Here is a 22290-nt window from a genome sequence, read left to right on the forward strand (position 1 = left end):
TCAGTTTAACGCCTGGCTTGCCTCGCTGGACGAAATACCTGCGTATCCTGGTAAAACGCCAGATCCTGCAGGGGCCACCAGTCGGGGATACCGAGCACCGGCAAAGGGGTGTAATCTGCAGTAGTCAGGCTGTGCTGTGCCAGTTGTGCGGCGACCTGGCTATCAAGCAGACGGCATTTTTTATCAGGTTCTGCAGCAAAGAAATCCGGGCTGACCCGCACTACCCAGCTATGCGCAGTAATCGCCTTATAGGGAGCAACCAGTTTCTCCATCAAAGCATGACCAAAGCTCCACACTTCAGCAAACTGACCGAAGGCCTCACGTTGCGTGATGAATGCCTGCTGCCAGTCATGTTGGCGTAACGCTTGCGTCAGGCTGTCGCCGCGCGCATCATCTGCCACCACCAGCAAAGCTGCATTTTCATCAAAGATCGTCGCTGCGTCGCGCGCCGGGCCACGCGACTTACCAATACCCAGTTGCGCGATTTGCGCCGCCTGTAAGGCATTGAGCTGACGTTTAATCAGCGGGAAACGCAGCCAGACCAGGGCATTGAAAAAATCATGCAAATTCTCACGCGTCGGTACGCCACCACTGGCACTGATATGCGCCTCATAAGCAACACCGTCCGGCAAGTCCTCCTGTGGAATGAATTGCAGTGGCAATCCGCGATGATTACGCAAACCTAGCTGCTGTGCCTGTTGATTCAGCGCCAGACGCCAGTCAGCCGAAGCCAGTAACGCCGTTGCCACCGGCCGGACCGTAGAAAACCAGGCACAGGACCAGTCTATGCCGTCAAAAAAACGCGCTGCAGACATCAGGCTGCCTGCATTTTCCAGTGTATGGTTTCACCGCTGTTGAGCGGCACAATCACAGTTTCCGAAAATGGCAGTTCGGTGGGTATCGTCCAGTCTTCGCGCACCAGCGTGATGCGGTCTGTATTGCGTGGCAGCTGATAGAAGTCCGGGCCATTGAAGCTGGAAAACGCCTCCAGCTGATCGAGCGCACCAGCCTGATCAAAGGCTTCGGTATAGAGTTCCATCGCATGCAAAGCAGTATAACAACCGGCGCAGCCACAGGCGTGTTCTTTCAAGCCTTTAGGATGGGGGGCAGAATCAGTCCCCAGGAAGAAGCGTGGGCTGCCGGAAGTCGCTGCTTTTAATAAAGCCTGACGATGGGTTTCGCGTTTCAGTACAGGCAGGCAGTAGTAATGCGGACGTATGCCACCCTTGAAAATCTCATTGCGGTTATACAGCAAATGATGGGCAGTGATAGTCGCTGCGACAGGGCCTGAGGCTTCTGCCACATAAGCTGCCGCATCGCTGGTGGTGATGTGTTCAAACACCACTTTCAGCTCAGGCATATCACTGCGCAGCGGCTGCATCACACGTTCGATAAACACCGCTTCGCGATCGAATAAATCGATCTCAGGATTGGTCACTTCGCCATGTACCAGGAAAGGCATACCCACTTCTTGCATGGCTTCCAGCGCTGCATAACATTTCTTCAGATCGGTCACACCTGCATCGGAATTGGTGGTTGCACCGGCTGGATACAGCTTGACTGCATGCACCAGGCCGCTATCTTTAGCACGGCGGATTTCATCGGGTGCCGTGTTATCCGTCAGGTACAGCGTCATTAGCGGCTCAAATTTCATCCCGGCAGGCAGGGCCGCCAGGATACGCTCACGATACGCCAGCGCCTGTGCGGTGGTGGTGACCGGGGGTTTCAGATTAGGCATCACGATGGCACGACCAAACTGCGCGGCGGTATGCGGCAATACGCTGGCTAATGCAGCGCCATCGCGCAAATGCAAATGCCAGTCGTCGGGGCGAGTAATGGTCAGGGAGGATGGCGTGGAAGTCATGAGGTTCGCTTTCTGAATTCAGGTCAAATACGTTGCAGGCTGCATTTTACCTTGCGGGGCGATAAAGATAAAAAAACCCGCACCACAGCGTGGTACGGGTTGTTCATGATGCATGCTGAAACTGAACGTGCAAAATCAGTGAGAAATGATCTTTGCCAGGAAATCGCGCGCGCGGTCTGAGCGGGCATTATTAAAGAATTCATCTCTGGCGCAATCTTCCACGATCAGGCCCTTATCCATGAATACGATACGGTTAGCCACTTTACGCGCGAAGCCCATTTCATGCGTGACCACCATCATGGTCATGCCTTCCTGTGCCAGGCCCACCATCACGTCGAGCACTTCGTTAATCATTTCCGGATCCAGCGCCGAAGTTGGCTCATCGAATAGCATGGCAATTGGGTCCATCGACAAAGCACGCGCAATTGCGACGCGCTGTTGCTGACCACCGGATAGCTGACCTGGGAATTTGTCTTTATGCGCGAGCAGACCAACCCGGTCCAGATATTTCAAACCACGCTCAGTCGCTTCTTCTTCTGAACGACCGAGCACCTTGACCTGACCCAGCGTCAGATTCTGACGTATCGACAGATGCGGGAATAACTCGAAGTTCTGGAACACCATGCCTATGCGCGCACGCAGCTTGGACAAATTAGTTTTCGGATCGCCGACCGATACGCCATCGACCGTGATTTCACCTTTCTGGAAAGGCTCCAGACCATTGACGGTTTTGATCAGCGTGGATTTGCCTGAGCCGGAAGGCCCGCACACCACCACCACCTCGCCTTTTTTAACTTCAGTTGTACAGTCGGTCAATACCTGAAACTGACCATACCATTTGCTGACATTATTAATCTTAATCATGTGATTCTCCAATTCTGTTCTCAAAAGCGGGTTTCCTGCCAGGCCTATGCCGAGAAAACCCTGCTGGTTAGCATTCTGTTCTGACTGAGGCTTAGCGGATGATCGCGACCTTCTGTTGCAGCTTCTTAACTGCGGTCGATAAGCTCAGGCACATAATGAAATACACTACGGCTGCAAAGCTGTACATTTCGACCAGACGGCCATCGCGTTGTGCCACTTTTGCAGCAGAACCAAAGAAGTCGGCAATCGATAAAATCGACACCAGTGACACGTCCTGAAACAGCACGATAGTCTGGGTCAGCAATACCGGTATCATATTGCGGAAGGCCTGAGGCAGCACGATGTGCGCCATCGTCTGCCAGTAATTCATCCCCATCGCGTAACCGGCCCAGATCTGACCACGCGGAATCGACTGTATGCCGGAACGCATGATTTCACAGTAATACGCAGCTTCAAACATGACAAAGGTAATCAAACAGGAGGCAAACGCCCCCACCTGTACAGGCTCATTCGAGCCCGTAATCCAGGCACCGATATATGGCACCAGAAAGTAAAACCAGAAAATCACCAACACCAGCGGAATCGAGCGCATCACATTCACATAGCCGGAGGCCAGCAAATACACCAGCTTATTGCTGGACAAGCGCATCATGGCCAGCAGCGTACCAAACACGATACCGCCTGTCATCGCCAGCAAAGTCAGCTTGAGCGTGAATACCATGCCAGTCTGGAATAAATATACCCAGGAGCGCTGAATCACGTCAAAATCAAAATTTCCCATTCTTTTTCTCCCCGCTTACTTCGCACTGCCAGCGGCAATGAAGCCGGGCACACGCAAAGTTTTTTCCAACAGATTCGATAACAGAATCGCGATCACCGATACCACCAGATAAATTATCGTTGCAGCACCAAATGCTTCAAAAGTCTGGAAAGACATTTCCTGCATCGAGCGCGCACTCGCAGTCAGCTCGATCAGACCAATGGACAAAGCCACAGAACTGTTCTTGATAATCGCTGCAACCTCATTGGTCAGGGAAGGAATAATGATGCGGAACGCCATAGGCAGCAGCACATAGCGATAAGTCTGCGGCAGCGTGAGGCCAAGTGCGACACCTGCCATACGCTGACCGCGTGGCAATGCCTGAATACCAGTGGAGACCTGTACCGCAACACGCGCAGAAGTAAAGAATCCCAGACTCAGCACTGCGGTCACAAACGGTGCGTTCGGCAATTGCTTGAGTGCGTTACCCATATCGACCGGCAGACATTCAGGGAAAACGAAATACCACAAAAACATCTGCACAATCAGCGGAATGTTGCGGAATAATTCGACATAGGCATTGGCCGCCCTGACTATCCACTTGTTGGGTGCAGTTCGTAGCGTACCGATCAGCAATCCGATCACCAGCGCCAGAACCCAGGCCGAACCCGCAGTCGCCAGTGTCCACTTCAGACCGGAAATCAGCGAGTCAAAGTAGGTACCCATCCCATCTGGTGCATCTTCCCAATAGATGTTCCAGTTCCAGTTGTATTTCATTGTCTATCCCTCCTGTACACGACCAGAGCAGGCTTGTGATGCCAGAAAAATTCAGGCGACACGCTGCCCGGAACGCACAAACTGTGCATCCCAAATAAAACGGGAGGCGAGCTTCACCCCCCGTTTGTTAAGCGCTTGCGGCTATTTTTATTTTTTTGCTTTTTTCAGAACAGCTTTCTGTGCTTCCGGTACCGCTGCATAGGCAGATGGCTCACCGGAGTCAGTCGGCTTGGCGATTACTGCTTTCAACTGATCAGACATCGGCAAGTTCAGTGAAATGCCTTTTGGTGGTATCGGTTGCAGGAACCACTTATGGTAGATACGGTTGATATCACCCGAAGTCAGTACATTGCTGATCGCAGTATCGACTGCTTTTTTGAACGCTGCGTCCTCTTTGCGCAGCATGATGCCGTAAGGCTCAACCGACAAAGCTTCTTTGCTGATTTCATAGTCACCTGGCGACTTAGAGTTAGCTGCCTGAGAAATCAACAGGATGTCATCCATCACCCATGCCACAGCACGTCCGGTTTCAACCATCAGGAAAGCTTCCGCATGGTCTTTAGCTGGCAAAATATTGATGCCCAGATTTTGATCTGCGTTCAGGGTAGTCAGTTGTTTCAGATTCGCAGTACCGGAAGTGGAAACCACCGCCTTGCCTTTGAGGTCAGCCAGGTTTTTGATGCCGGCTGTTTTTTTGGACAAAATACGGTTAGCGGTCACAAAGGTGGTTGGTGCGAAAGCGACCTGCTTTTGACGCTCCACATTGTTGGTAGTTGATCCGCATTCCAAATCAATCGTACCGTTCGCCATCAGTGGAATACGGGTAGCCGACGTGACCGGATTCATTTTGACCTTCAGTTCCGGCAAACCCAGTTGTTTTTGCACGGAGCTGACGATCTTCATACACAAATCAATCGAATAACCCTGATAGGACTGCTTGTCATCCAGATAGGAAAACGGAATCGAAGAATCGCGCACACCCAACGTGATGGTCGCTGTATCTTTGATTTTCTTCAGTGTGCCAGTTTCTTCTGCCTGAGCGACACCTGCAATCGCACCAGCGCTGATCATCACTGCTAAAACTTTCAACAATTTCATACCGTCTCCTATAAGTAAACCGAAAAAGTTCATGTTAATGAGTTTAACAAAAGCCAAGCTTAACTGATCTTGTTTGTCGCATCATTTCATACGTAAATATACGTAAATTATCCGATATTTTTACGAGTTCCGGTGAAACAGTGACAAGTTAAGCGATCTTAGTCCGCTACTTTATCCGTTGGGAAGCGGATCGTATCGCGTAATAAGAATCCCATCGGCATCGCCAAGGTCGTTGCCTTCGGTGGAATAGGCTTTTTAAACCATTTTTCATACAAGCGTGTGACTTCGCCGTCATTCATCAGTTTAGAGACCTCCTTATCGACAAATTCTTTAAATGCCGGGTCATCTTTGCGGAACATGATGGCGTAAGGCTCAGTCGACAAGGCCTCACCGACCACGGAAAATTTTTCCGGATCTTTGGCTTTGGCACGCAAGCCAAACAACAAGACGTCATCCATCGCGAATGCATCCGCCTGGAAATTTTCCACCATATTGAAGGATTCAGCATGATCTGCACCTTCCAGCAGACGCACGTTCAGATTACGCGCCTTATCACGATCATTGAGCAGTTTCACAGTAGTCGTACCTTTGGTCGTCACCACTTTTTTATCTTTCAAATCCGTCCAGTTCTTAATGCCGGAATCGCTGCGAACAACCATCCGCGTGGTCGCAAAAAAGTGAGGGATGGTGAATGCGACCTGTTTTCTGCGCTCTGCATTATTGGTGGTGGAACCGCATTCCAGATCTGCCTTGCCTTCAGCGATAGCAGGAATACGGGTACTGGTATTCACCAGCAGGGTGTTCACTTTGAGCTGCGGCAGCTTTAATTCTTTTTTGATCGCGTCAACAATTTTCATACACAGATCAACGGAATAGCCAACAGGTTTACCGTCGTTGACGAAGGAAAACGGCACCGAGCTTTCTCTGTGCGCGATCGTAATCGTTTGTGTTTCCTTAATATGAGCCATCGTATTCGCTGCAGCAGGCAAGGCCACCCAGGCAGCAAATATCGTTAGCAAACAGCGCTGCCAGCCGATGTTGAATTGACGCATAACACCTCCTAATATTGAATTGCTCAGGATGGTAATGACAAACGGCAACAAAATCCAACAAAAAACGCAGATATTTACAAAATATTGTTTGGTAAAAACTCATAATCAAGCGTTACCAAAAAGTTAAAATAGTAATTATCCGACAAAAATTGTGATAATTTCTTTAACGCATTTTATTTTTCAAACCAGGCCAATTGCCAGCAAATCAAAAGGGATGCCTTGCCTGTACCAGGCGGTGTAAAGAGCGAAAGCCTGAACAAACCAGACTATGTAGCGACGAAAAAAAACGCCCACAATCACACTGACAAAGTGTCAGCTTAGATCATGGGCGCTTTTTAACAAGCTGTCGTATCAGGAACGATACGACAAATCCGGATTATGGATACAAGCCACGCACTTCACGCGCCTGCAGTACACGGGTACAGGCAATGATGAAGGCTGCAGTACGCAGGGACACGTTCTTATCTTCAGTCACTTCCCAAACTGAATTGAACGCGTCTTTCATAATGCGTGTCAGTTTGTTGTTGATTTCGTCTTCAGTCCAGAAATAGCTGGAGAAATCCTGTACCCATTCAAAGTAAGAAACGGTGACGCCACCTGCATTCGCGATCACGTCTGGCACCACCAGTACGCCTTTTTCGCGCAGAATATCATCTGCTTCCGGCGTGGTTGGGCCATTCGCACCTTCCAGAATGATCTTTGCTTTGATCTTGTCTGCGTTGAGCAAAGTGATTTGCTGTTCCAGCGCAGCAGGGATCAGGATGTCGCAGTTCACTTCCCAGAATTCATGGTTAGGCAATACGGCTTCGATATCTTCAAAGCCAGCAACGCTGCCATGCTTTTCAACGTGGGCTAACAGCTTAGGTACATTCAGGCCGTTAGAGTGGAAAATCGTGCCGCCGTGATCCTGCACTGCCACGACTTTGGAACCCGCTTCTGCAAACAAACGGGCAGCGATACCACCTACGTTACCAAAGCCCTGCACAGCGATTTTGGCACCAGCGATTTGCAGACCACGTTTTGCGGCAGCTTCACAACCGACGACATATACCCCACGGCCAGTCGCTTCGCGGCGACCCAGACTACCACCCAGTGTAATAGGCTTACCTGTCACCACACCGGTGGAAGTACGGCCCTCATTCATGGAATAGGTATCCATCATCCATGCCATGGTCTGTTCGTTGGTGTTGACGTCTGGTGCTGGGATATCTTTGTCCGGGCCAATGATAATGCCGATTTCAGAGGTATAACGACGTGTCATACGCATCAGTTCGCCTTTGGACAAGGTCTTAGGATCAACACGGATACCGCCTTTAGCGCCACCGTAAGGAACATTCACTGCAGAGTTTTTGATCGTCATCCAGGCCGACAATGCCATCACTTCAGACAAAGTCACATCCTGATGGAAACGCACGCCACCCTTGCCCGGACCACGGGATGTGTTGTGCTGCACGCGATAACCTTCGAAATGGGCAATCGTTCCATCATCACGTTCAATAGGAACATCAACCACCAGGATACGCTTAGGACGCTTCAGCGTTTCCACCCAGCGTGACAAGCCACCGAGGTAAGGCGTAACGCGATCGATTTGTTCAAGGTAGACGGACCAAGGGCCGGTTTCGGCCGGAGTCAGGTAAGACGGAATCTGGTGTTGGCTGGACATGATGAGGCCTCCTGCAAGGGTTAGACTAATTATGTGTATTATTTTGGTGCGAAAATAATGAATTCGCACCAAAAAGGTGACGCATAGTAGTCTTATCTCGTGCAGATCAGCCAATGCTTTGTTTGCATCAATCTATGCATGAAATGCATAACCATCGATTGGACTGCTATCTCCGGCCAGGAAGTACTTATTTCTCTGAAGCGTGTCGCGAGCGTTTTGCTTTGCCGGACACGGTTTCTGCCTGTAACTGCTCGAGATACTCCCACAAACGTGAGACCACCATTTTGCCGGGGCGCTGTATCGACGGACGCTCTCGGTAAAGCCGGATTTCCATATTGACCTCCCATGCTCCGCTGCCGTCGTCAGCCCGCGCCAATTGCTTCTGGCGAATTTCCCGTGTAACCGCAGACTCAGGCAGGAATGCAATGCCACGCCCTTCCAGCGCCATCATTTTTAAGCCTTCTGCCATATCGGTTTCATAGCATTTTTCCAGATGCAATGGTGTACGCGCGTCATTGAATATCAAATCCACCATGCGCCCCAGATAGGCATTATTGGCATAGGCCAGAAAAGGCAAGGGCTGGTCTTCGCTACCCGGCAAAACAAAATCCGGTATGCCTTGCTGATTGCAGCGGGTATAAGCGCGCAAGGCCTCGGTTCCCATGCTGATCATGTCGTACTGGCTGGTATCCAGCAGCAAGGGTTGGCGCGGATGGTGATAACACAGCAGCAAATCACAGCCACCCTCAACCAGCGTCATGACCGCGTCGTGTACATTCAGCGCCAGCAGCCGGCTGTTGATTTCGCCAAAGGCTTGCTCCAGTCCAGTCAGCCAGCGGGGTACATAGGTCAGCGACAAGGTATGCGGTACCGCGAAATCCACCGTAGTCTGCGTACTGGTACGCTTACCGCGCAACAAAGCACGCGCATTATTGATCTGGCCCAGCATTGCAATCGCCTGTTCATAAAACACTTCACCCGCATGCGTGAGCCGGGTTGGGTAGGAAGTGCGGTCGATCAGATCACTGCCCAGCCAGGCTTCCAGCGATTGGATGCGGCGTGAAAAAGCTGGCTGCGTCACATGGCGCAATTCTGCCGAACGGCTGAAACTATTCGTCTCCGCCAGTGACACAAAATCCTCTAGCCATTTGGTTTCCATTTACACTCCTGTTGCCACATTCTGCTGTCCGCCGTTCACTGCCAGCCCCAACTGATTTTCATCTTCTGCCGCGCCGACATCGTCGGTATCGTCAGCCATACCGCTCTGCTGGCGCTCCCACATCTGCGCATACTTGCCGCGTTGTTCCAGCAATTGCTGATGAGTGCCACGCTCTATGATGCGGCCCTGATCCATCACCAGTATTTGCTGCGCATCCACGATAGTCGATAAGCGATGCGCAATGACCAGGCTGGTGCGGCTGCGTGCGATCTCCTTAATCTGGGCTTGTATCATTTGCTCGGAATGCGAATCCAGCGCAGAAGTCGCTTCATCAAAAATCAGGATGGCCGGATTTTTAAGCAAGGTACGCGCAATCGCAACGCGCTGTTTTTCACCACCGGATAATTTCAAACCACGCTCACCAACCGTGGTTTGGTAGCCATCGGGCAGTGACTCAACGAAATCATGAATGAAAGCCGCTTTCGCTGCTGCGACCACCTCTTCATGACTGGCATCCGGTCTGCCATAAGCGATGTTATACGCGATGCTGTCATTGAATAGCACCGTATCCTGCGGCACAATGCCGATCGCATTCCGCAGGCTGGACTGGGTATAGCTGCGGATATCGCGATCCTGAATCTGTATGCTGCCGGATTGAATATCATAGAAGCGGAACAGCAATCGGGATAACGTCGATTTACCGGAACCGCTGTGTCCGACTACGGCTGTGGTACTACCTGCAGGTATCGTGAAGTCGACATCAAATAAAATCTGTCGCTTACTCTCGTAACTGAAATTCACTGCCTCAAAACGAATCGCGGCACCCTGCTGTTCGGATATCTGCAAAGCCTGTGCATTCTCCTGATCAGCGACCTCTTTATTTTGCTCAAGAAGTGAAAACAGCTTTTCCATATCGGCCAGGCTTTGCTTGATTTCGCGGTACAAAACACCCAGGAAATTCAAAGGCACATATAGTTGCAGCATAAAGGAATTCACCAGCACCAGGTCACCCAGACTCATGCTGCCGTCGATCACACCCTGCGTCGCACGCCATAAAATCAGGGTCACGGCAGTCGCAATGATCAGCGACTGTCCGGTATTCAACAGCGACAGACTGCTCTGGGAACGGACTGCGGCGTTTTCATAACTCTGCAAACCACGGTCGTAACGCGCCGCCTCATATTCTTCATTGCTGAAATATTTGACTGTCTCATAGTTGAGCAACGAATCAATCGCCTTACTCTGGGCTTTGGAATCAAGCTCGTTCATGGTGCGCCGAAAATGGGTACGCCACTCCGTGACCACGATAGTAAAAGTAATGTAAATCACCAGTGCGCTGAAGGTGATGATGGAAAACCAGATGTCGTAATGCGTCGACAGGTAAATCAGTACCAGTACAATTTCCAGCAATGTTGGCACGATGCTGAACAACGCAAACGAAACCAGCGATGAAACAGCGCGTGTGCCACGCTCGATATCGCGGGTCACTCCACCGGTTTGTCGATTCAGATGAAAGCGCAGTGACAGCGCATGTAAATGCCGGAATACTTGCAGGGCAATCGTCCTGACTGCACGCTGCGTAACACGGATAAATACAAACTCCCGGAGTTCGGTAAATGCCGTCGTTGATAAGCGCAACGCGCCATAAGCAAGTAATAAACTGACCGGCAACACCATGACTGCGGCCGGATCACCCGGTGCCAGTGTCAGGCTGTCGACAATATGTTTGAGCACAACAGGTACGCCGATATTGGCCAGTTTGGCACCGACCAGCAGCGTTAAAGCAAGGATGACGCGCCATTTATACGCCCAAAAATAGGGCAGCAAGGTCTTGATCGTTCCCCAGTCGCCACGTTTTTGCTGACGGCCAGGAGTAACTGGTGACGAGAATTCTCTGCGACGCATGGAAAGTGTCTTTTCTTGAAGTGGTTTATCATGGCGGGTTCGCCGGTAACGCTGGCCCAGCCTGGCTCTGATGAGTACATGCCGCACAGGCAAGCTGCCTAAGCGGTGGTATGCATTTTGCGTATCAACTGGTAAAGGCTACAGAACTGACTATATTGTCTGATGAAATCAGGCTGATGTCAGCGTTCTGACGCAATTGTGATTGTAACGTTTTAAGAAAGTCCGCGATGTCTGAACATCTACATACTACTTTGCCCGCCCACATGCCCACCTTGCGTGTGATGCCCATGCCCTCCGACGCCAATGTACACGGCGATGTATTTGGCGGCTGGATCATGGCGCAGGTCGATATCGCCGGTGCGATTCCGGCGGCACGTCGCGCCAACGGCCGGGTTGCCACTATCGCGGTGAACTCATTCCTGTTTAAACAACCGGTATTTGTGGGTGACCTGCTCTCATTTTATGCAGACATTGTTAAAGTCGGTAAAACCTCAATCACCATCTCGGTTGAAGTGTACGCAGAGCGTAACCGCCTGCAAGCTGAAACTGTCAAAGTGACAGAGGCCATCCTGACTTATGTCGCCACTGGAGAAGACCGTAAGCCACGCCAGATTCCACCGCTGGAATCACTGTCCAGTGCAGTATAAATCAGCGCCACAAACATCACACTAATGCCAACCCGCCGCCTTTTTCTGCAGCGCGTGCTGCAGTTGGGAACGCTTGCTGCCTTATCGCAAGCCTTTCCCAGTCATGCTGCTGAGCAGATTTCCAGTTATCCTTTTTCACTCGGCGTCGCTTCCGGTTCACCGCGCCATGACAGCGTGGTACTGTGGACCCGTCTGTTGCCCGATCCGCTCAATGCCGTGCCACTGCCACCGCTGGTGTACAAGCTCAACTGGGAAGTGGCGGAGGACATCCATTTCAAACGCATTGTCCGCCAGGGTGAGGTATTTGCCTTGCCTGAGCTGGGTCACAGCGTACACGTGGATGTCACCGGACTGAGTCCGGACCGTTGGTATTTTTACCGCTTTATGCATGGTGCTGCGATCAGCCCCATCGCGCGCACCCGGACCGCACCGGATAACGACAGCCTGAGTAAGCTGCGTCTGGCGGTCGCCTCCTGTCAGCATTGGGAATTCGGCGAATACGCGGCACATCATCATATCGCCGCCGCCAATCCGGATCTGATCGCCTTTCTCGGTGATTATATCTATGAATGGGGCCCGTATGACCTGAAGCATCCGGCCAGACCGCGACGCCGTGATATCGAAAGTTTTAGCCTTAGCGAGTACCGTGCGCGCTACGCGCAGTACAAAAGCGATCCCTTGCTGCAAATGTCACATCACTGCGCACCATGGATAGTCACATGGGATGATCATGAAGTGGCGAATGATTATGCAAATGACCGCGATGAGCGTCTGAATCCACAATTTCTGCAAAGACGTGCTGCCGCCTATCAGGCTTTCTATGAGCATATGCCTGTCAGGTTGCATCAGGTCACAGTCCATCCTTCGCAGTTCGCGCATATGCGCATCTACGAACGCTTTGACTGGGGGAGACTGGCACGTTTTCATGTACTGGACGACCGTCAATACCGCAGCTACCAGGCATGTACCCCCGCTGACCGTGGTGGATCACGCCTGGTCAGTCCGAATGCCTGCCCGGAACTGAGTCTGGGCAACCGCACCATGCTGGGACAAGAACAGGAAACCTGGCTGAGCCAAGGTCTGGCAAACTCAAATGCCAAATGGAATATTTTGGCACAGCAGACCTTATTCTCTCCATGCAAACATAGTGCCGCCAGCCAGTCCACAGGCGACAGCCCGATCTGGACTGATGGCTGGGATGGCTACCCCGCTGCACGTCAGCGTTTGCTCGATAGTTTGCATCGCCATCAGAATCTGAATCCGATCCTGCTGTCAGGTGACGTGCACACGTTTTATGCAGCTAACCTGACGCGAGATCTCCATCAGCCCGCCTCAGCCAGCAATCCGGTGATTGCGACCGAATTTTGTGGTACCTCAGTGACCTCGAATTCGCGACCACAATCTCAAACCGAACAGATCGTGCAGGATAATCCGCATTTGGTCTATGGGCGCAGTGATAAACGCGGTTTTATGGTCAGCGACATCAATGCCACCAGCATGACGACCCAATACCTGGCGCTGGACGATGTGAGTAAGGCTGACTCAGGTATTCAAGTGCTGAAATCTTTTGTGGTCGAACACGGCAAACCCGGCATTGTCGGCACGTGAATCCCGGTATGTAAAAAAGGCAGCCGCAGCTGCCTTTTTGATCGATGCTCAGTCCGGTTTACGCTTTTTTCTCATCACGTAATTCACGGCGCAGGATCTTACCGACATTCGTTTTCGGCAGTTCCATGCGGAATTCTATGTACTTTGGTTTTTTGTAAGCCGTGAACTGCTCTTTGCAATAATCCATCAGCTGATCGACGGTCAGTGCAGGATCTTTACGCACCACGAACAATTTGACGGCCTCACCGGAATTCGCATCCGGCACACCAATACACGCACATTCCAGTACCCCAGGGTGCTGCGCCACCACACCTTCGATTTCATTCGGATACACATTGAAACCAGATACCAGAATCATGTCTTTCTTACGATCGACGATGGTGGTGTAACCGCGGAAATCCATGATGCCGACGTCGCCGGTTTTAAAGAAGCCATCCGGCGTCATCACCTTCGCGGTTTCATCCGGACGATTCCAGTAACCCGCCATCACCTGCGGCCCACGAATTGCAATTTCACCAGGCTGACCTAAGGGCAGACGATTACCGTCGTCATCCAGAATCGCGATTTCTGTCGATGGAATAGGCAAACCGATGGTGCCGGAAAATTCCTTGGTATTGGCAGGATTGGCCGTTGCAACCGGCGAGGTTTCTGACAAACCATACCCCTCGGCGATCGCACAACCAGTGACCTTCAGCCACTTATCGGCCACCGCTTTCTGCACCGCCATACCGCCACCGCTGCAGATTTCATAGCCAGAAAAATCGAGTGAGGCGAAGTCAGGATTATTCAGCAAACCGTTGTACAGCGTATTCACCGCCGGGAAAATATTGACGCGGTAATTACGCAATTCTTTGACAAAACCCGGAATGTCACGCGGATTAGGAATCAGCAAATTCATTGCGCCGATGCGGGTCCCCAGCAAGCTGCAAACGGTCAGCGCAAAAATATGGTAAAGCGGTAACGCGCAGACAAAAACTTTAGCTTCGTTCTCATGGCCAGACATACTAGGGCGCAGCCAGGCATCATTTTGCAGAATATTGGCGACCACATTGCTGTGCAACAGCGTCGCACCTTTGGAAACGCCGGTAGTTCCACCTGTATATTGCAGGAAGGCGACGTCACCCGGTTGCAGCGTCGCAGGCTGGAAACGCTGACCTGCAGCAGCAGACAACATCTGATTAAAACGAATCGCGGTCGGCAGGCTGAACGCAGGCACCATCTTTTTTACATTACGGACGACGAAATTGACCAGTGTGCCTTTCAGTCCGCCCAGCAAGTCACCCATGCTGGCAATCACAATGTGCCTGACCTTGGTTTTTGGCAGTATCTGCTCCAAGGTGGTCGCAAAATTTTCAAGAATAAAAATTGCTTCCGCACCGGAGTCCGTCAGCTGATGCTCGAGTTCACGCGGCGTATACAGCGGATTCACATTCACCACGACATAACCGGCACGCAAGATAGCAGCCATCACTACCGGATACTGCAGCACGTTAGGCATCATGATGGCAACACGCGCGCCTTTTTGCAGCCCCTGTCCCTGTAACCATGCAGCGATTTGCTGTGACATGCGGTCGACCTGTGCGTAAGTCAGGAATTTGCCCATGCAGGCATAGGCTTTGCGATCCGCAAATTTCTTGAACGATTCTTCCAATAACTGAACCAGTGACTGGTATTGATTGACATTAATGTCTGCCGGAATCCCTTCTGGATAGGATTTAAGCCAAAACTTGTCCATAACTCTCCTCTTCGCTGATTTTTATTGTATGAAACGTTTGTATTTGGACATAGAAAAGCATGTCCGTACTTTTTATTGAGCGCAACATCCTCCAGAGTCATGCTAGCGACTTAGTGCTGGCAAGGCAAGCATTTTAGAATTCAGTTGAAAAACCCCTCTAAGCTACGCTGCACCGCACAAATCCGCTGCCATGGTCAACTGTATTTGCATTTTACAAACTTATTCTGCCAGCTTATCCGCAGCGTCGCCGAGTCGTAATCCAGGGTTAAGTCGTTCTAAATGTATTAGTGCGGCTGAATGATCGGCGGTCGCACGATATGCTTCGAGCTCTGCGAACAACTGCGCGATCAGGCTGGTGGCGGGCAATTGTAATCCTGCGTCGGCAGCTGCCGCCTGAATATTGCGCATATCTTTGGCCTGGGTTTTCACCTGACCGCCGGGAATAAAATTCCGTTCCAGCATACGCTGTCCATGCAACTCCAAAATGCGGCTTTCAGCAAAACCGCCACGCAACGCAGTTCTTACCGCGGCCGGATCAGCACCACCGGCCTGCGCCAGCAATAAGGCTTCAGCCACCAGTTGTATGGTGCCACCTACGATCAGCTGATTGCACAGTTTGGCTAACTGTCCTGAACCCGGTGGCCCCACCAAGGCTGGTCGACCCATCGCCTGCAGCACAGGTTCAAGTTCCGCAAAAACGGCAGGATGCGCCCCCACCATGATCGCCAGCGTTCCGGCCTGAGCTCCCGCTACACCGCCGGAAACCGGCGCATCAGCAAATGCAAGACCATGAGCCTCGCAGCGTGCACTCAGTTCCAATGCCTCAGACTGGCGGGTTGAACTCATGTCGATCACGCACATTCCCTTACGCCAGGCCGGTATAGTCTGCTCCAGTACCTCTGCCACAATAGGCCCGGAATCGAGCATGGTAATCATCCATTCCGCCTGCCACTCACCATCACTGAGGGCACAACACGGATCGCTGGCCAGCACGGCACCATGCTGCACCAGCACGCTGGTTTTGGCGGGTGTACGGTTCCAGACATGTAGCTGATGTCCGGCGGCCAGCAAGCGTAAGCCCATGGGCTGCCCCATCAGTCCGGTACCCAGTAAGGCGATACGGCGCGGCCTGATCGCTGTGTCTGAATTTAGCTTCGTCTGTTCCATTCCTGCTCTCCCTCCTTGCGTTCGTTCCTGGCGCTGATTCCTGGTGGCTGCGCCAAAAGTGAGGCCTAAATTTGTGTTAGTCTTACTGTTTTACTGATTGTTAACTCTAGCCCTGCTCATTTCATGAAAACACTAACACAAAGATTCCTGCTCGGTGCTGCCGGTCTGCTCGCCAGCGCCAGCGCATCAGCCATTGATTCCTATTCCGCAGAATTCGCGAGCGGCAATAAGTCACAGTTTGTGCGTGGCGGACTGCAATGGAACTGGGATGAGCAATGGCTAAAGTCAAATAACAGCTTTGTCGGTGGCTATTGGGATGCGACACTGACGCAATGGCGCAATAATGCCTATCAAGGAGTTGCCGGTGCAACCCAAAACATCACTGATATCGGGATCACTCCGGTCTTCAGATGGCAGCAATCCAGTAAAAAAGGCGTGTATGCAGAAGCGGGGATTGGCATGCATTTATTCAGCCACGTGTATAACAATAACGGCCGTCGTTTTTCTACCGCCTTCCAGTTTGGCGATCATCTGGGTGCTGGTTATGTATTCGCCAGCGGTCTGGATGTCGGTCTGAAAGTCCAGCATTTTTCGAATGGTGCGATCAAGCGCCCGAATCCGGGTGCTAACGTCGCCGTAGTCAGAGTCGCCTATCCGTTCTGACGACGGAATGACGATGCGCGCCAGACAGCGCGCATCGCTTCCCCCGATATGCAGGCAGAGCATGAGCCCTGCCTGCATCTTAGTGTGAATGACCTCCGCCCAGATAGGCGGCCTGCACCGCAGGATCATTCTGCAATTTATCGGCCGGGCCATGCACAGAAATCCGGCCATTCTCCAATACATAACCGTAGTCAGCCACCGCCAGCGCGGCAGCTGCAAACTGCTCGACCAGCAACATGGTCCTGCCCTCTTGCTTGAGTCGCTGGATAATCCGGAACACCTCATCCACCAGGATAGGCGCCAGCCCCATTGATGGCTCATCTAACAAAATCACTTCGGGATTGAGCATCACGGCGCGCGCCATCGCCAGCATTTGCTGTTCGCCGCCGGACAAAGTACCCGCCAGCTGATGACGCCGCTCGCGCAAACGAGGAAACAATTCCATCGCGTTTTGCAGATCATGTTCTATGTCGCCACGTGGCCGGGAACGCGTGAAACGCGGGAATGCACCCAGCAATAAATTATCTGTCACCGACATGGTGGCAAATACTCTTCTGCCTTCCGGCGAATGGGCCAGACCAGCGCGTGCGATCTGATGTGAATCCATGCCAGTCACATTTTTGCCAGCCAGCGTGACCGTGCCCTCTTTCGGTTTGATCATGCCGGAAATCGCCCGCATCGTGGTGGTTTTACCGGCGCCGTTCGATCCTATCAGCGTGACGACTTTGCCCTTAGGCACATCCAGTGAAATACCATGCAAGACCTGGACTTTGCCGTAGGCAGCATGTAAGTTTTGTATACTCAGCATCGCTTTCTCCTCAGGCTGCGCTGTTGGATGCGGCAGCCAGGTCTTCGCTGACACTGCCACCAAGATAGGCTTCAATCACTTTAGGATCGGCCTGTACCTGTGCGGGCTGCCCTTCCGCGATTTTCTGACCGAAATCCAATACCGTCACGGTATCGCAAATAGACATCACCACATCCATATGGTGTTCTATCAGGATGATGGTGATGCCGTGTTCGCGGATTTTGCGGATGATCGCCACCAACTCCTTGATATCGGGAGCAGTCAAACCTGCGGCTGGCTCATCCAGCAACAGCAATTGCGGGTTCAAACCCAATGCCCGCCCTATCTCCAGCAAACGCTGCTTACCATACGGCAGATTGCGCGCCTCTTCATTGGCCAGATCAGACAAGCCAACAAAATGCAGAATGCTGGCAGCCCGTGCCCTTGCTGCATCTTCCTCGCGTCGATAGCGCGGCGTATGCAGCATCACATCCAGGATATTGCTACGGAATGTGTTATGCAGACCGACCAGCACATTCTCGGTGGCAGTCATCTCGCCGAACAGCTGCACATTCTGAAAAGTACGCGCTACACCGCCGAGTGCAATTGCGGATGGGGTATTGCCAGAAATCGCTTTACCGGCAAATTCCACCACACCATCGGTCGGCTGATAAATCCCGGTCAGCACATTCATCATGGTGCTTTTACCGGAACCATTCGGACCGATCAAGCCATGCACACTGCCTTTCGCAATCTGCAGGTCCACCTGATTCAATGCCTTGAGGCCGCCGAACTGCATCAACACCTGACGAGCACTCAGCAAGACGCCGATGCGCTCCTCACTGGCCTGGGTGATGGCGAGTTTGTCATTGAGTTGCGTAGCGTCGTTATGCGCCAATAAATGACGTGGCCCCTTACCCAATATAGACTGCACAAAACCGACGATGCCATCCTGCAGGTAATACACCACGAACAGCGTCATCAGTCCGAAGATAGTCAGACGCCAGTCGGTGATGTTTTCCAGCTTGTAGGAAAACGCTGCCATCCCGACAGTTGCCAGCACAGGCACCAGTACTTCCCGCAAAGTCTTACGCCCCTGCACCAGCAACCAGGCTGAACCCGCCACGCCAGCAACTGCAGCAACGGTCGCGATTTTGCGGAACAGATCAATATCCGCCAGCAGGGACGGTAACATCACCACAATAAAGGCACCCAGCAAAGAACCGATACGGCTCTTGCGGCCGCCCATAATGACCGCCAGCAGGAATAATATGGTCAGCTCAAAGTTATAGGTATTGGGGGAGATATACTCTTCAGAGCTCGCATACAAAGCCCCGGCCAGACCCGCCAGCGCTGCGCTGATCACAAAGGCATAGACCTTGTAGCGATATACCGACACCCCCATACAATCAGAAGCAATCGGACTGTCACGCAAGGCTTGAAACGCACGCCCCAAATGCGAACGCAGGATACGATGCACCACGATCAGTGCCACGACCATCAGGCCGGCAACCAGATAAAAATGCCCGACCTCTCCCAGCTTCTGCCCAAACAAAACCGGCTTGGCGACTTTGATACCCATCGGTCCTTCCGTCAGGAAGGTCATCTCATTAATCAGAATCTGGATGATGGTACCGAAAGCCAGCGTCACCATCGCCAAATACGGCCCGGTTACACGCAATGCGGGCAGTGCCAGCAAGGCGCCGAAGACAGCCGTCACCGCGATACTGGCTGGCAGCGCCAGCAACACCGGACAACCCAGCTTAAACACCAGCCCCCCCGTAGTGTAGGAACCTATGCCAAACAGACCGGCATGACCCAGAGATACCTGACCGGTATAACCGACCACGATATCGAGTCCAAACAACAGGATGGCGTAAATCAGGATGGTTTCCGCCAAATGCAGGTAATAGGGATTGTGTACAAACACAGGGAAGAGTCCGAGCGCGGCCATTCCGGCCAGCCCCAACAGGAAGCTCTTGTTTCGCATGATGGCTCCTTATACTTTTTTGATGGCTGCTTTACCGAATAAACCGGCAGGTTTCACCGCCAGTACCAGCAACAGCAACAGCAGGCCAGGCACTTCTTTGTAACCGGTAGAGATATAAAATCCGGTGAGCGTTTCGGCAATGCCAAGTATCAGCCCCCCCACAATCGCACCGACACCGGAAGTCAGGCCTCCAATAATCGCCACCGCAAATGCCTTCAACCCCAGTGCAGACCCCATGGTGGCGCCGGTCAGTGTCAATGGTGCGACCAGCACACCGGCAAACGCCGCAGTAGCAGATGACAAGGCATAGGAAAACGTAATCACCATGCTGGTGTTAATCCCCATCAGTCCGGCAGCGTCACGGTCGTTTGAAGTTGCCACTACGGCTTTGCCGTAGATGGATTTGCGGTTGAACATTTCAACTGCCAGCATCATCGCCAGCGCGCCCAACACCACCACGACTTGCATCGCCTGTACATTGGCACCGAAAATCTGGAACGGCGCAGCTGACAAGGGCGAAGGGAAAGTCAGATCGTCTTTACCCCAGATATTTTCAGCGACATTTTTGAAGATAATCGCGAGCGCAATGGTGGACATAATCCAGCCAAATTCGGATTTGATTTTGATCGCAGGGCGGACACCTATCCACTCGACCACCATGCCTTGCAAAGCACCAAATACGATCACCAGCGGTATCATCAGCCAGTAATTCATATACGACCCGCCATGTATCTGACCAACCAGACTCAGCCCAACCAGCGCGCCCAGCATCAGCGATTCGCCCTGCCCAAAATTCAGTGTGCCGGAAGTGGCAAAAGTGAGCTGATAGCCGAAAGCGATGACTGCGTATATCATGCCCAGCGCGATACCGCTAAACACAAGTTGTAACAGGATTTCCATTTTCTGTACCCGACAGTAAATGAGGACAAGCGCGCCAGCATCCAGCTTTTGCCACAGTCTGAACAGTGGACAGGCTGCTGCGCCCTCGCCTCTCAACATCTGTTGTCAGCCCAAAGCCATATCAGGTTCAGGCCGAAGCTGCACAACAGATGTGATGATGAGTCAGTACAGACCGCCGCCAACAATCAGCGGTCTGCACCACAAGGAAAATACCAGGAAAAAACCAGCTGTTTATTTGGACTGAACGATGTGTCCGTTCTTAGCCTCACCCATGACCGGGATACCGGCTTTAATCGCTTCGTGATCGTCGTGGGTAAATGGTTTGCTATAAGTCGTGACGACGCCCTCAACCTTTTCATTCAGGTTTTCCAAAGCCTCACGGACTTTTTCACCTTCTGTGGAGCCAGCCTGACGAATAGCTGCGGTCAACAGGTAGATCGAGTCATAGCCTTGCGCGGCAGAGACAGGAGAAGGAATGCGTTCAACTTTATAAGATTTTTGATAGGCCTCAATGAATGCCTTACGTTTAGGCGTATTCGGGTCCTGGATAAAGGTCTGCGGCATCGTAGCGCCATCGCCGTTTTTGCCGGCGTTGTCGAGGAAGTTCCCCATAGACAGCGTCCAGCTGCCTATCATCGGTACTTTCCAGCCCAGCTTTTCCATACCGTTGGCGATTTGCGCCAGCTCAGGGCCTATGCCATAGGTCAGCACGGCTTGCGCGCCACCTTGCTTCGCCTTGAGCAACTGGGCCGTCATGTCCACATCCTTGATGTTGAACTTTTCGACTGCAACCGGCTTCACGCCTTTCACCGCCAGTGCTTTTTCCAGATCTTCGCGGCCCAGCTGTCCATAGTTGGTAGAATCTGCCAGAATCGCAACCTTGGTGAATTTGCGCTTGCCGACTGCTTCTTCCACAATCATGGCCGATTGTATGGTGTCATTGGCTGCAGTGCGGAAGATATAGTTATCCTTGTGATCCGGTGGAAGAAATTGCTTAGTCACCACGCTGCCGGTCGCTACATTATTCATCACAGGAATTTTGGCTTCCTGGTAAAAACGCTGCGCAGCGAGCGCCACACCAGTGTTGATATAGCCTACAGTAGCAACCACTTTTTCTTTGTTAATCAGCTCCTGCGCGACCTGCACACCGCGCTCATTTTTAGCTTCGTCATCACGTTCTACCAATTGAATCTGACGGCCCAGCACACCGCCTTTCGCATTGATCTCAGCCACAGCCAGTTTGACGCCATCACGCATAGATACACCCATAGGTGCTGAACCACCAGTGAATGGGCCAGATACACCGATTTTGATCGGTTCAGCTGCCATACCGGCAGCAGACCAGCTAACTAAGGCAGCAGCAATCAGGGATTTCATTTTGTAGGACATGTCGGTCTCCAAAGTTTGGTGTTGTTTTACGACTTACCATTGCATTTTTCCCGCAAGCTCTTTTGGTTGGCTGTTCGATGAATATGCATTCACGACAAATTAACAGAAATCTTCATGTCGCATTGCAACAAGATCTACTTAAGTGAAACTACGCACATAGTTAAAAACCAGCCTTTCACACCTTAGGCGAACATACAAGCACGAGCAGTTTCGGCTTGACTATCTGCTTTTTTCTGTCTGCTTCCGGCTTAGATCCAATTCG

At 52.0% G+C, this 22290-nt stretch carries 19 protein-coding genes; 3 read left to right on the forward strand and 16 right to left on the reverse strand.

Translation table 11 applies throughout. The features are described 5' to 3' along the window. Window positions 1-5 precede the first annotated feature (5 nt). The 10 genes from H8K47_RS07755 to H8K47_RS07800 all read right to left on the reverse strand — a co-directional run bounded on the left by H8K47_RS07755 (window position 6) and on the right by H8K47_RS07800 (window position 11142). Window positions 6-815, reverse strand: coding sequence for a DUF3025 domain-containing protein (locus H8K47_RS07755; RefSeq protein WP_186880829.1), 810 nt, complete (start codon window positions 813-815; stop codon window positions 6-8). Next, window positions 815-1864 (reverse strand): dihydroorotase, encoded by a 1050-nt coding sequence (gene pyrC, locus H8K47_RS07760; RefSeq protein ID WP_186880830.1) that lies wholly within the window; start codon window positions 1862-1864, stop codon window positions 815-817. Before pyrC ends, H8K47_RS07755 begins: the two co-directional genes overlap by 1 nt. A gap of 135 nt (window positions 1865-1999) precedes the next feature. After that, window positions 2000-2728 carry an amino acid ABC transporter ATP-binding protein gene (locus H8K47_RS07765; protein ID WP_186880831.1) on the reverse strand — a complete coding sequence of 243 codons (729 nt, stop codon included), beginning with the start codon at window positions 2726-2728 and terminating at the stop codon, window positions 2000-2002. Window positions 2729-2819: 91 nt separating this feature from the next. Beyond that, window positions 2820-3509 carry an amino acid ABC transporter permease gene (locus H8K47_RS07770; protein WP_186880832.1) on the reverse strand — a complete coding sequence of 230 codons (690 nt, stop codon included), beginning with the start codon at window positions 3507-3509 and terminating at the stop codon, window positions 2820-2822. Window positions 3510-3524: 15 nt separating this feature from the next. Beyond that, window positions 3525-4265, reverse strand: coding sequence for an amino acid ABC transporter permease (locus tag H8K47_RS07775; protein ID WP_186880833.1), 741 nt, complete (start codon window positions 4263-4265; stop codon window positions 3525-3527). A 147-nt stretch (window positions 4266-4412) separates the two neighbouring features. Further along, a complete protein-coding gene (locus H8K47_RS07780) occupies window positions 4413-5363 on the reverse strand; it encodes a transporter substrate-binding domain-containing protein (protein WP_186880834.1) in 951 nt (316 codons plus the stop codon). 158 nt (window positions 5364-5521) lie between these two features. Continuing rightward, window positions 5522-6415: an amino acid ABC transporter substrate-binding protein gene (locus tag H8K47_RS07785; protein ID WP_186880835.1), complete on the reverse strand. Its 894-nt coding sequence runs from the start codon at window positions 6413-6415 to the stop codon at window positions 5522-5524. A 376-nt stretch (window positions 6416-6791) separates the two neighbouring features. Further along, window positions 6792-8078 (reverse strand): Glu/Leu/Phe/Val family dehydrogenase, encoded by a 1287-nt coding sequence (locus tag H8K47_RS07790; RefSeq protein ID WP_186880836.1) that lies wholly within the window; start codon window positions 8076-8078, stop codon window positions 6792-6794. A gap of 187 nt (window positions 8079-8265) precedes the next feature. Next, a complete protein-coding gene (locus H8K47_RS07795) occupies window positions 8266-9237 on the reverse strand; it encodes a LysR family transcriptional regulator (protein ID WP_186880837.1) in 972 nt (323 codons plus the stop codon). Further along, window positions 9238-11142, reverse strand: coding sequence for an ABCB family ABC transporter ATP-binding protein/permease (locus tag H8K47_RS07800; protein WP_186880838.1), 1905 nt, complete (start codon window positions 11140-11142; stop codon window positions 9238-9240). 227 nt (window positions 11143-11369) lie between these two features. Between H8K47_RS07800 and H8K47_RS07805 the strand changes: the two genes are divergently transcribed. Further along, a complete protein-coding gene (locus H8K47_RS07805) occupies window positions 11370-11789 on the forward strand; it encodes an acyl-CoA thioesterase (protein ID WP_186880839.1) in 420 nt (139 codons plus the stop codon). A gap of 24 nt (window positions 11790-11813) precedes the next feature. Continuing rightward, entirely contained in the window at window positions 11814-13397 is a 1584-nt protein-coding gene (locus H8K47_RS07810; protein WP_186880840.1) for an alkaline phosphatase D family protein, read from the forward strand. 58 nt (window positions 13398-13455) lie between these two features. On the opposite strand, the gene H8K47_RS07815 is transcribed toward H8K47_RS07810, so the two are convergent. Both H8K47_RS07815 and H8K47_RS07820 read right to left on the reverse strand, forming a co-directional pair. Continuing rightward, window positions 13456-15132, reverse strand: coding sequence for a long-chain fatty acid--CoA ligase (locus H8K47_RS07815; RefSeq protein WP_186880841.1), 1677 nt, complete (start codon window positions 15130-15132; stop codon window positions 13456-13458). A 219-nt stretch (window positions 15133-15351) separates the two neighbouring features. Next, a complete protein-coding gene (locus H8K47_RS07820; protein ID WP_186880842.1) occupies window positions 15352-16299 on the reverse strand; it encodes an NAD(P)-dependent oxidoreductase in 948 nt (315 codons plus the stop codon). Between the two features lie 123 nt (window positions 16300-16422). On the opposite strand from H8K47_RS07820, the gene H8K47_RS07825 reads away from it, so the two are divergent. Next, window positions 16423-16962 carry an acyloxyacyl hydrolase gene (locus H8K47_RS07825; protein ID WP_186880843.1) on the forward strand — a complete coding sequence of 180 codons (540 nt, stop codon included), beginning with the start codon at window positions 16423-16425 and terminating at the stop codon, window positions 16960-16962. A 79-nt stretch (window positions 16963-17041) separates the two neighbouring features. Here H8K47_RS07825 and H8K47_RS07830 read toward each other — a convergent pair whose 3' ends face one another. The 4 genes from H8K47_RS07830 to H8K47_RS07845 form a co-directional block, all read right to left on the reverse strand. Continuing rightward, window positions 17042-17770 (reverse strand): ABC transporter ATP-binding protein, encoded by a 729-nt coding sequence (locus H8K47_RS07830; protein ID WP_186880844.1) that lies wholly within the window; start codon window positions 17768-17770, stop codon window positions 17042-17044. Between the two features lie 10 nt (window positions 17771-17780). Further along, a complete protein-coding gene (locus H8K47_RS07835; protein ID WP_186880845.1) occupies window positions 17781-19739 on the reverse strand; it encodes a branched-chain amino acid ABC transporter ATP-binding protein/permease in 1959 nt (652 codons plus the stop codon). 9 nt (window positions 19740-19748) lie between these two features. Further along, window positions 19749-20639, reverse strand: a complete 891-nt coding sequence (locus H8K47_RS07840; protein WP_186880882.1) for a branched-chain amino acid ABC transporter permease — start codon at window positions 20637-20639, stop codon at window positions 19749-19751. Between the two features lie 231 nt (window positions 20640-20870). Continuing rightward, window positions 20871-22028, reverse strand: a complete 1158-nt coding sequence (locus H8K47_RS07845) for an ABC transporter substrate-binding protein (protein ID WP_186880846.1) — start codon at window positions 22026-22028, stop codon at window positions 20871-20873. Window positions 22029-22290: the final 262 nt, after the last annotated feature.

The sequence above is a fragment of the Cognatundibacterium rugosum genome (genome assembly GCF_014284365.1).
GTDB lineage: Bacteria > Pseudomonadota > Gammaproteobacteria > Burkholderiales > Burkholderiaceae_D > Undibacterium > Undibacterium rugosum.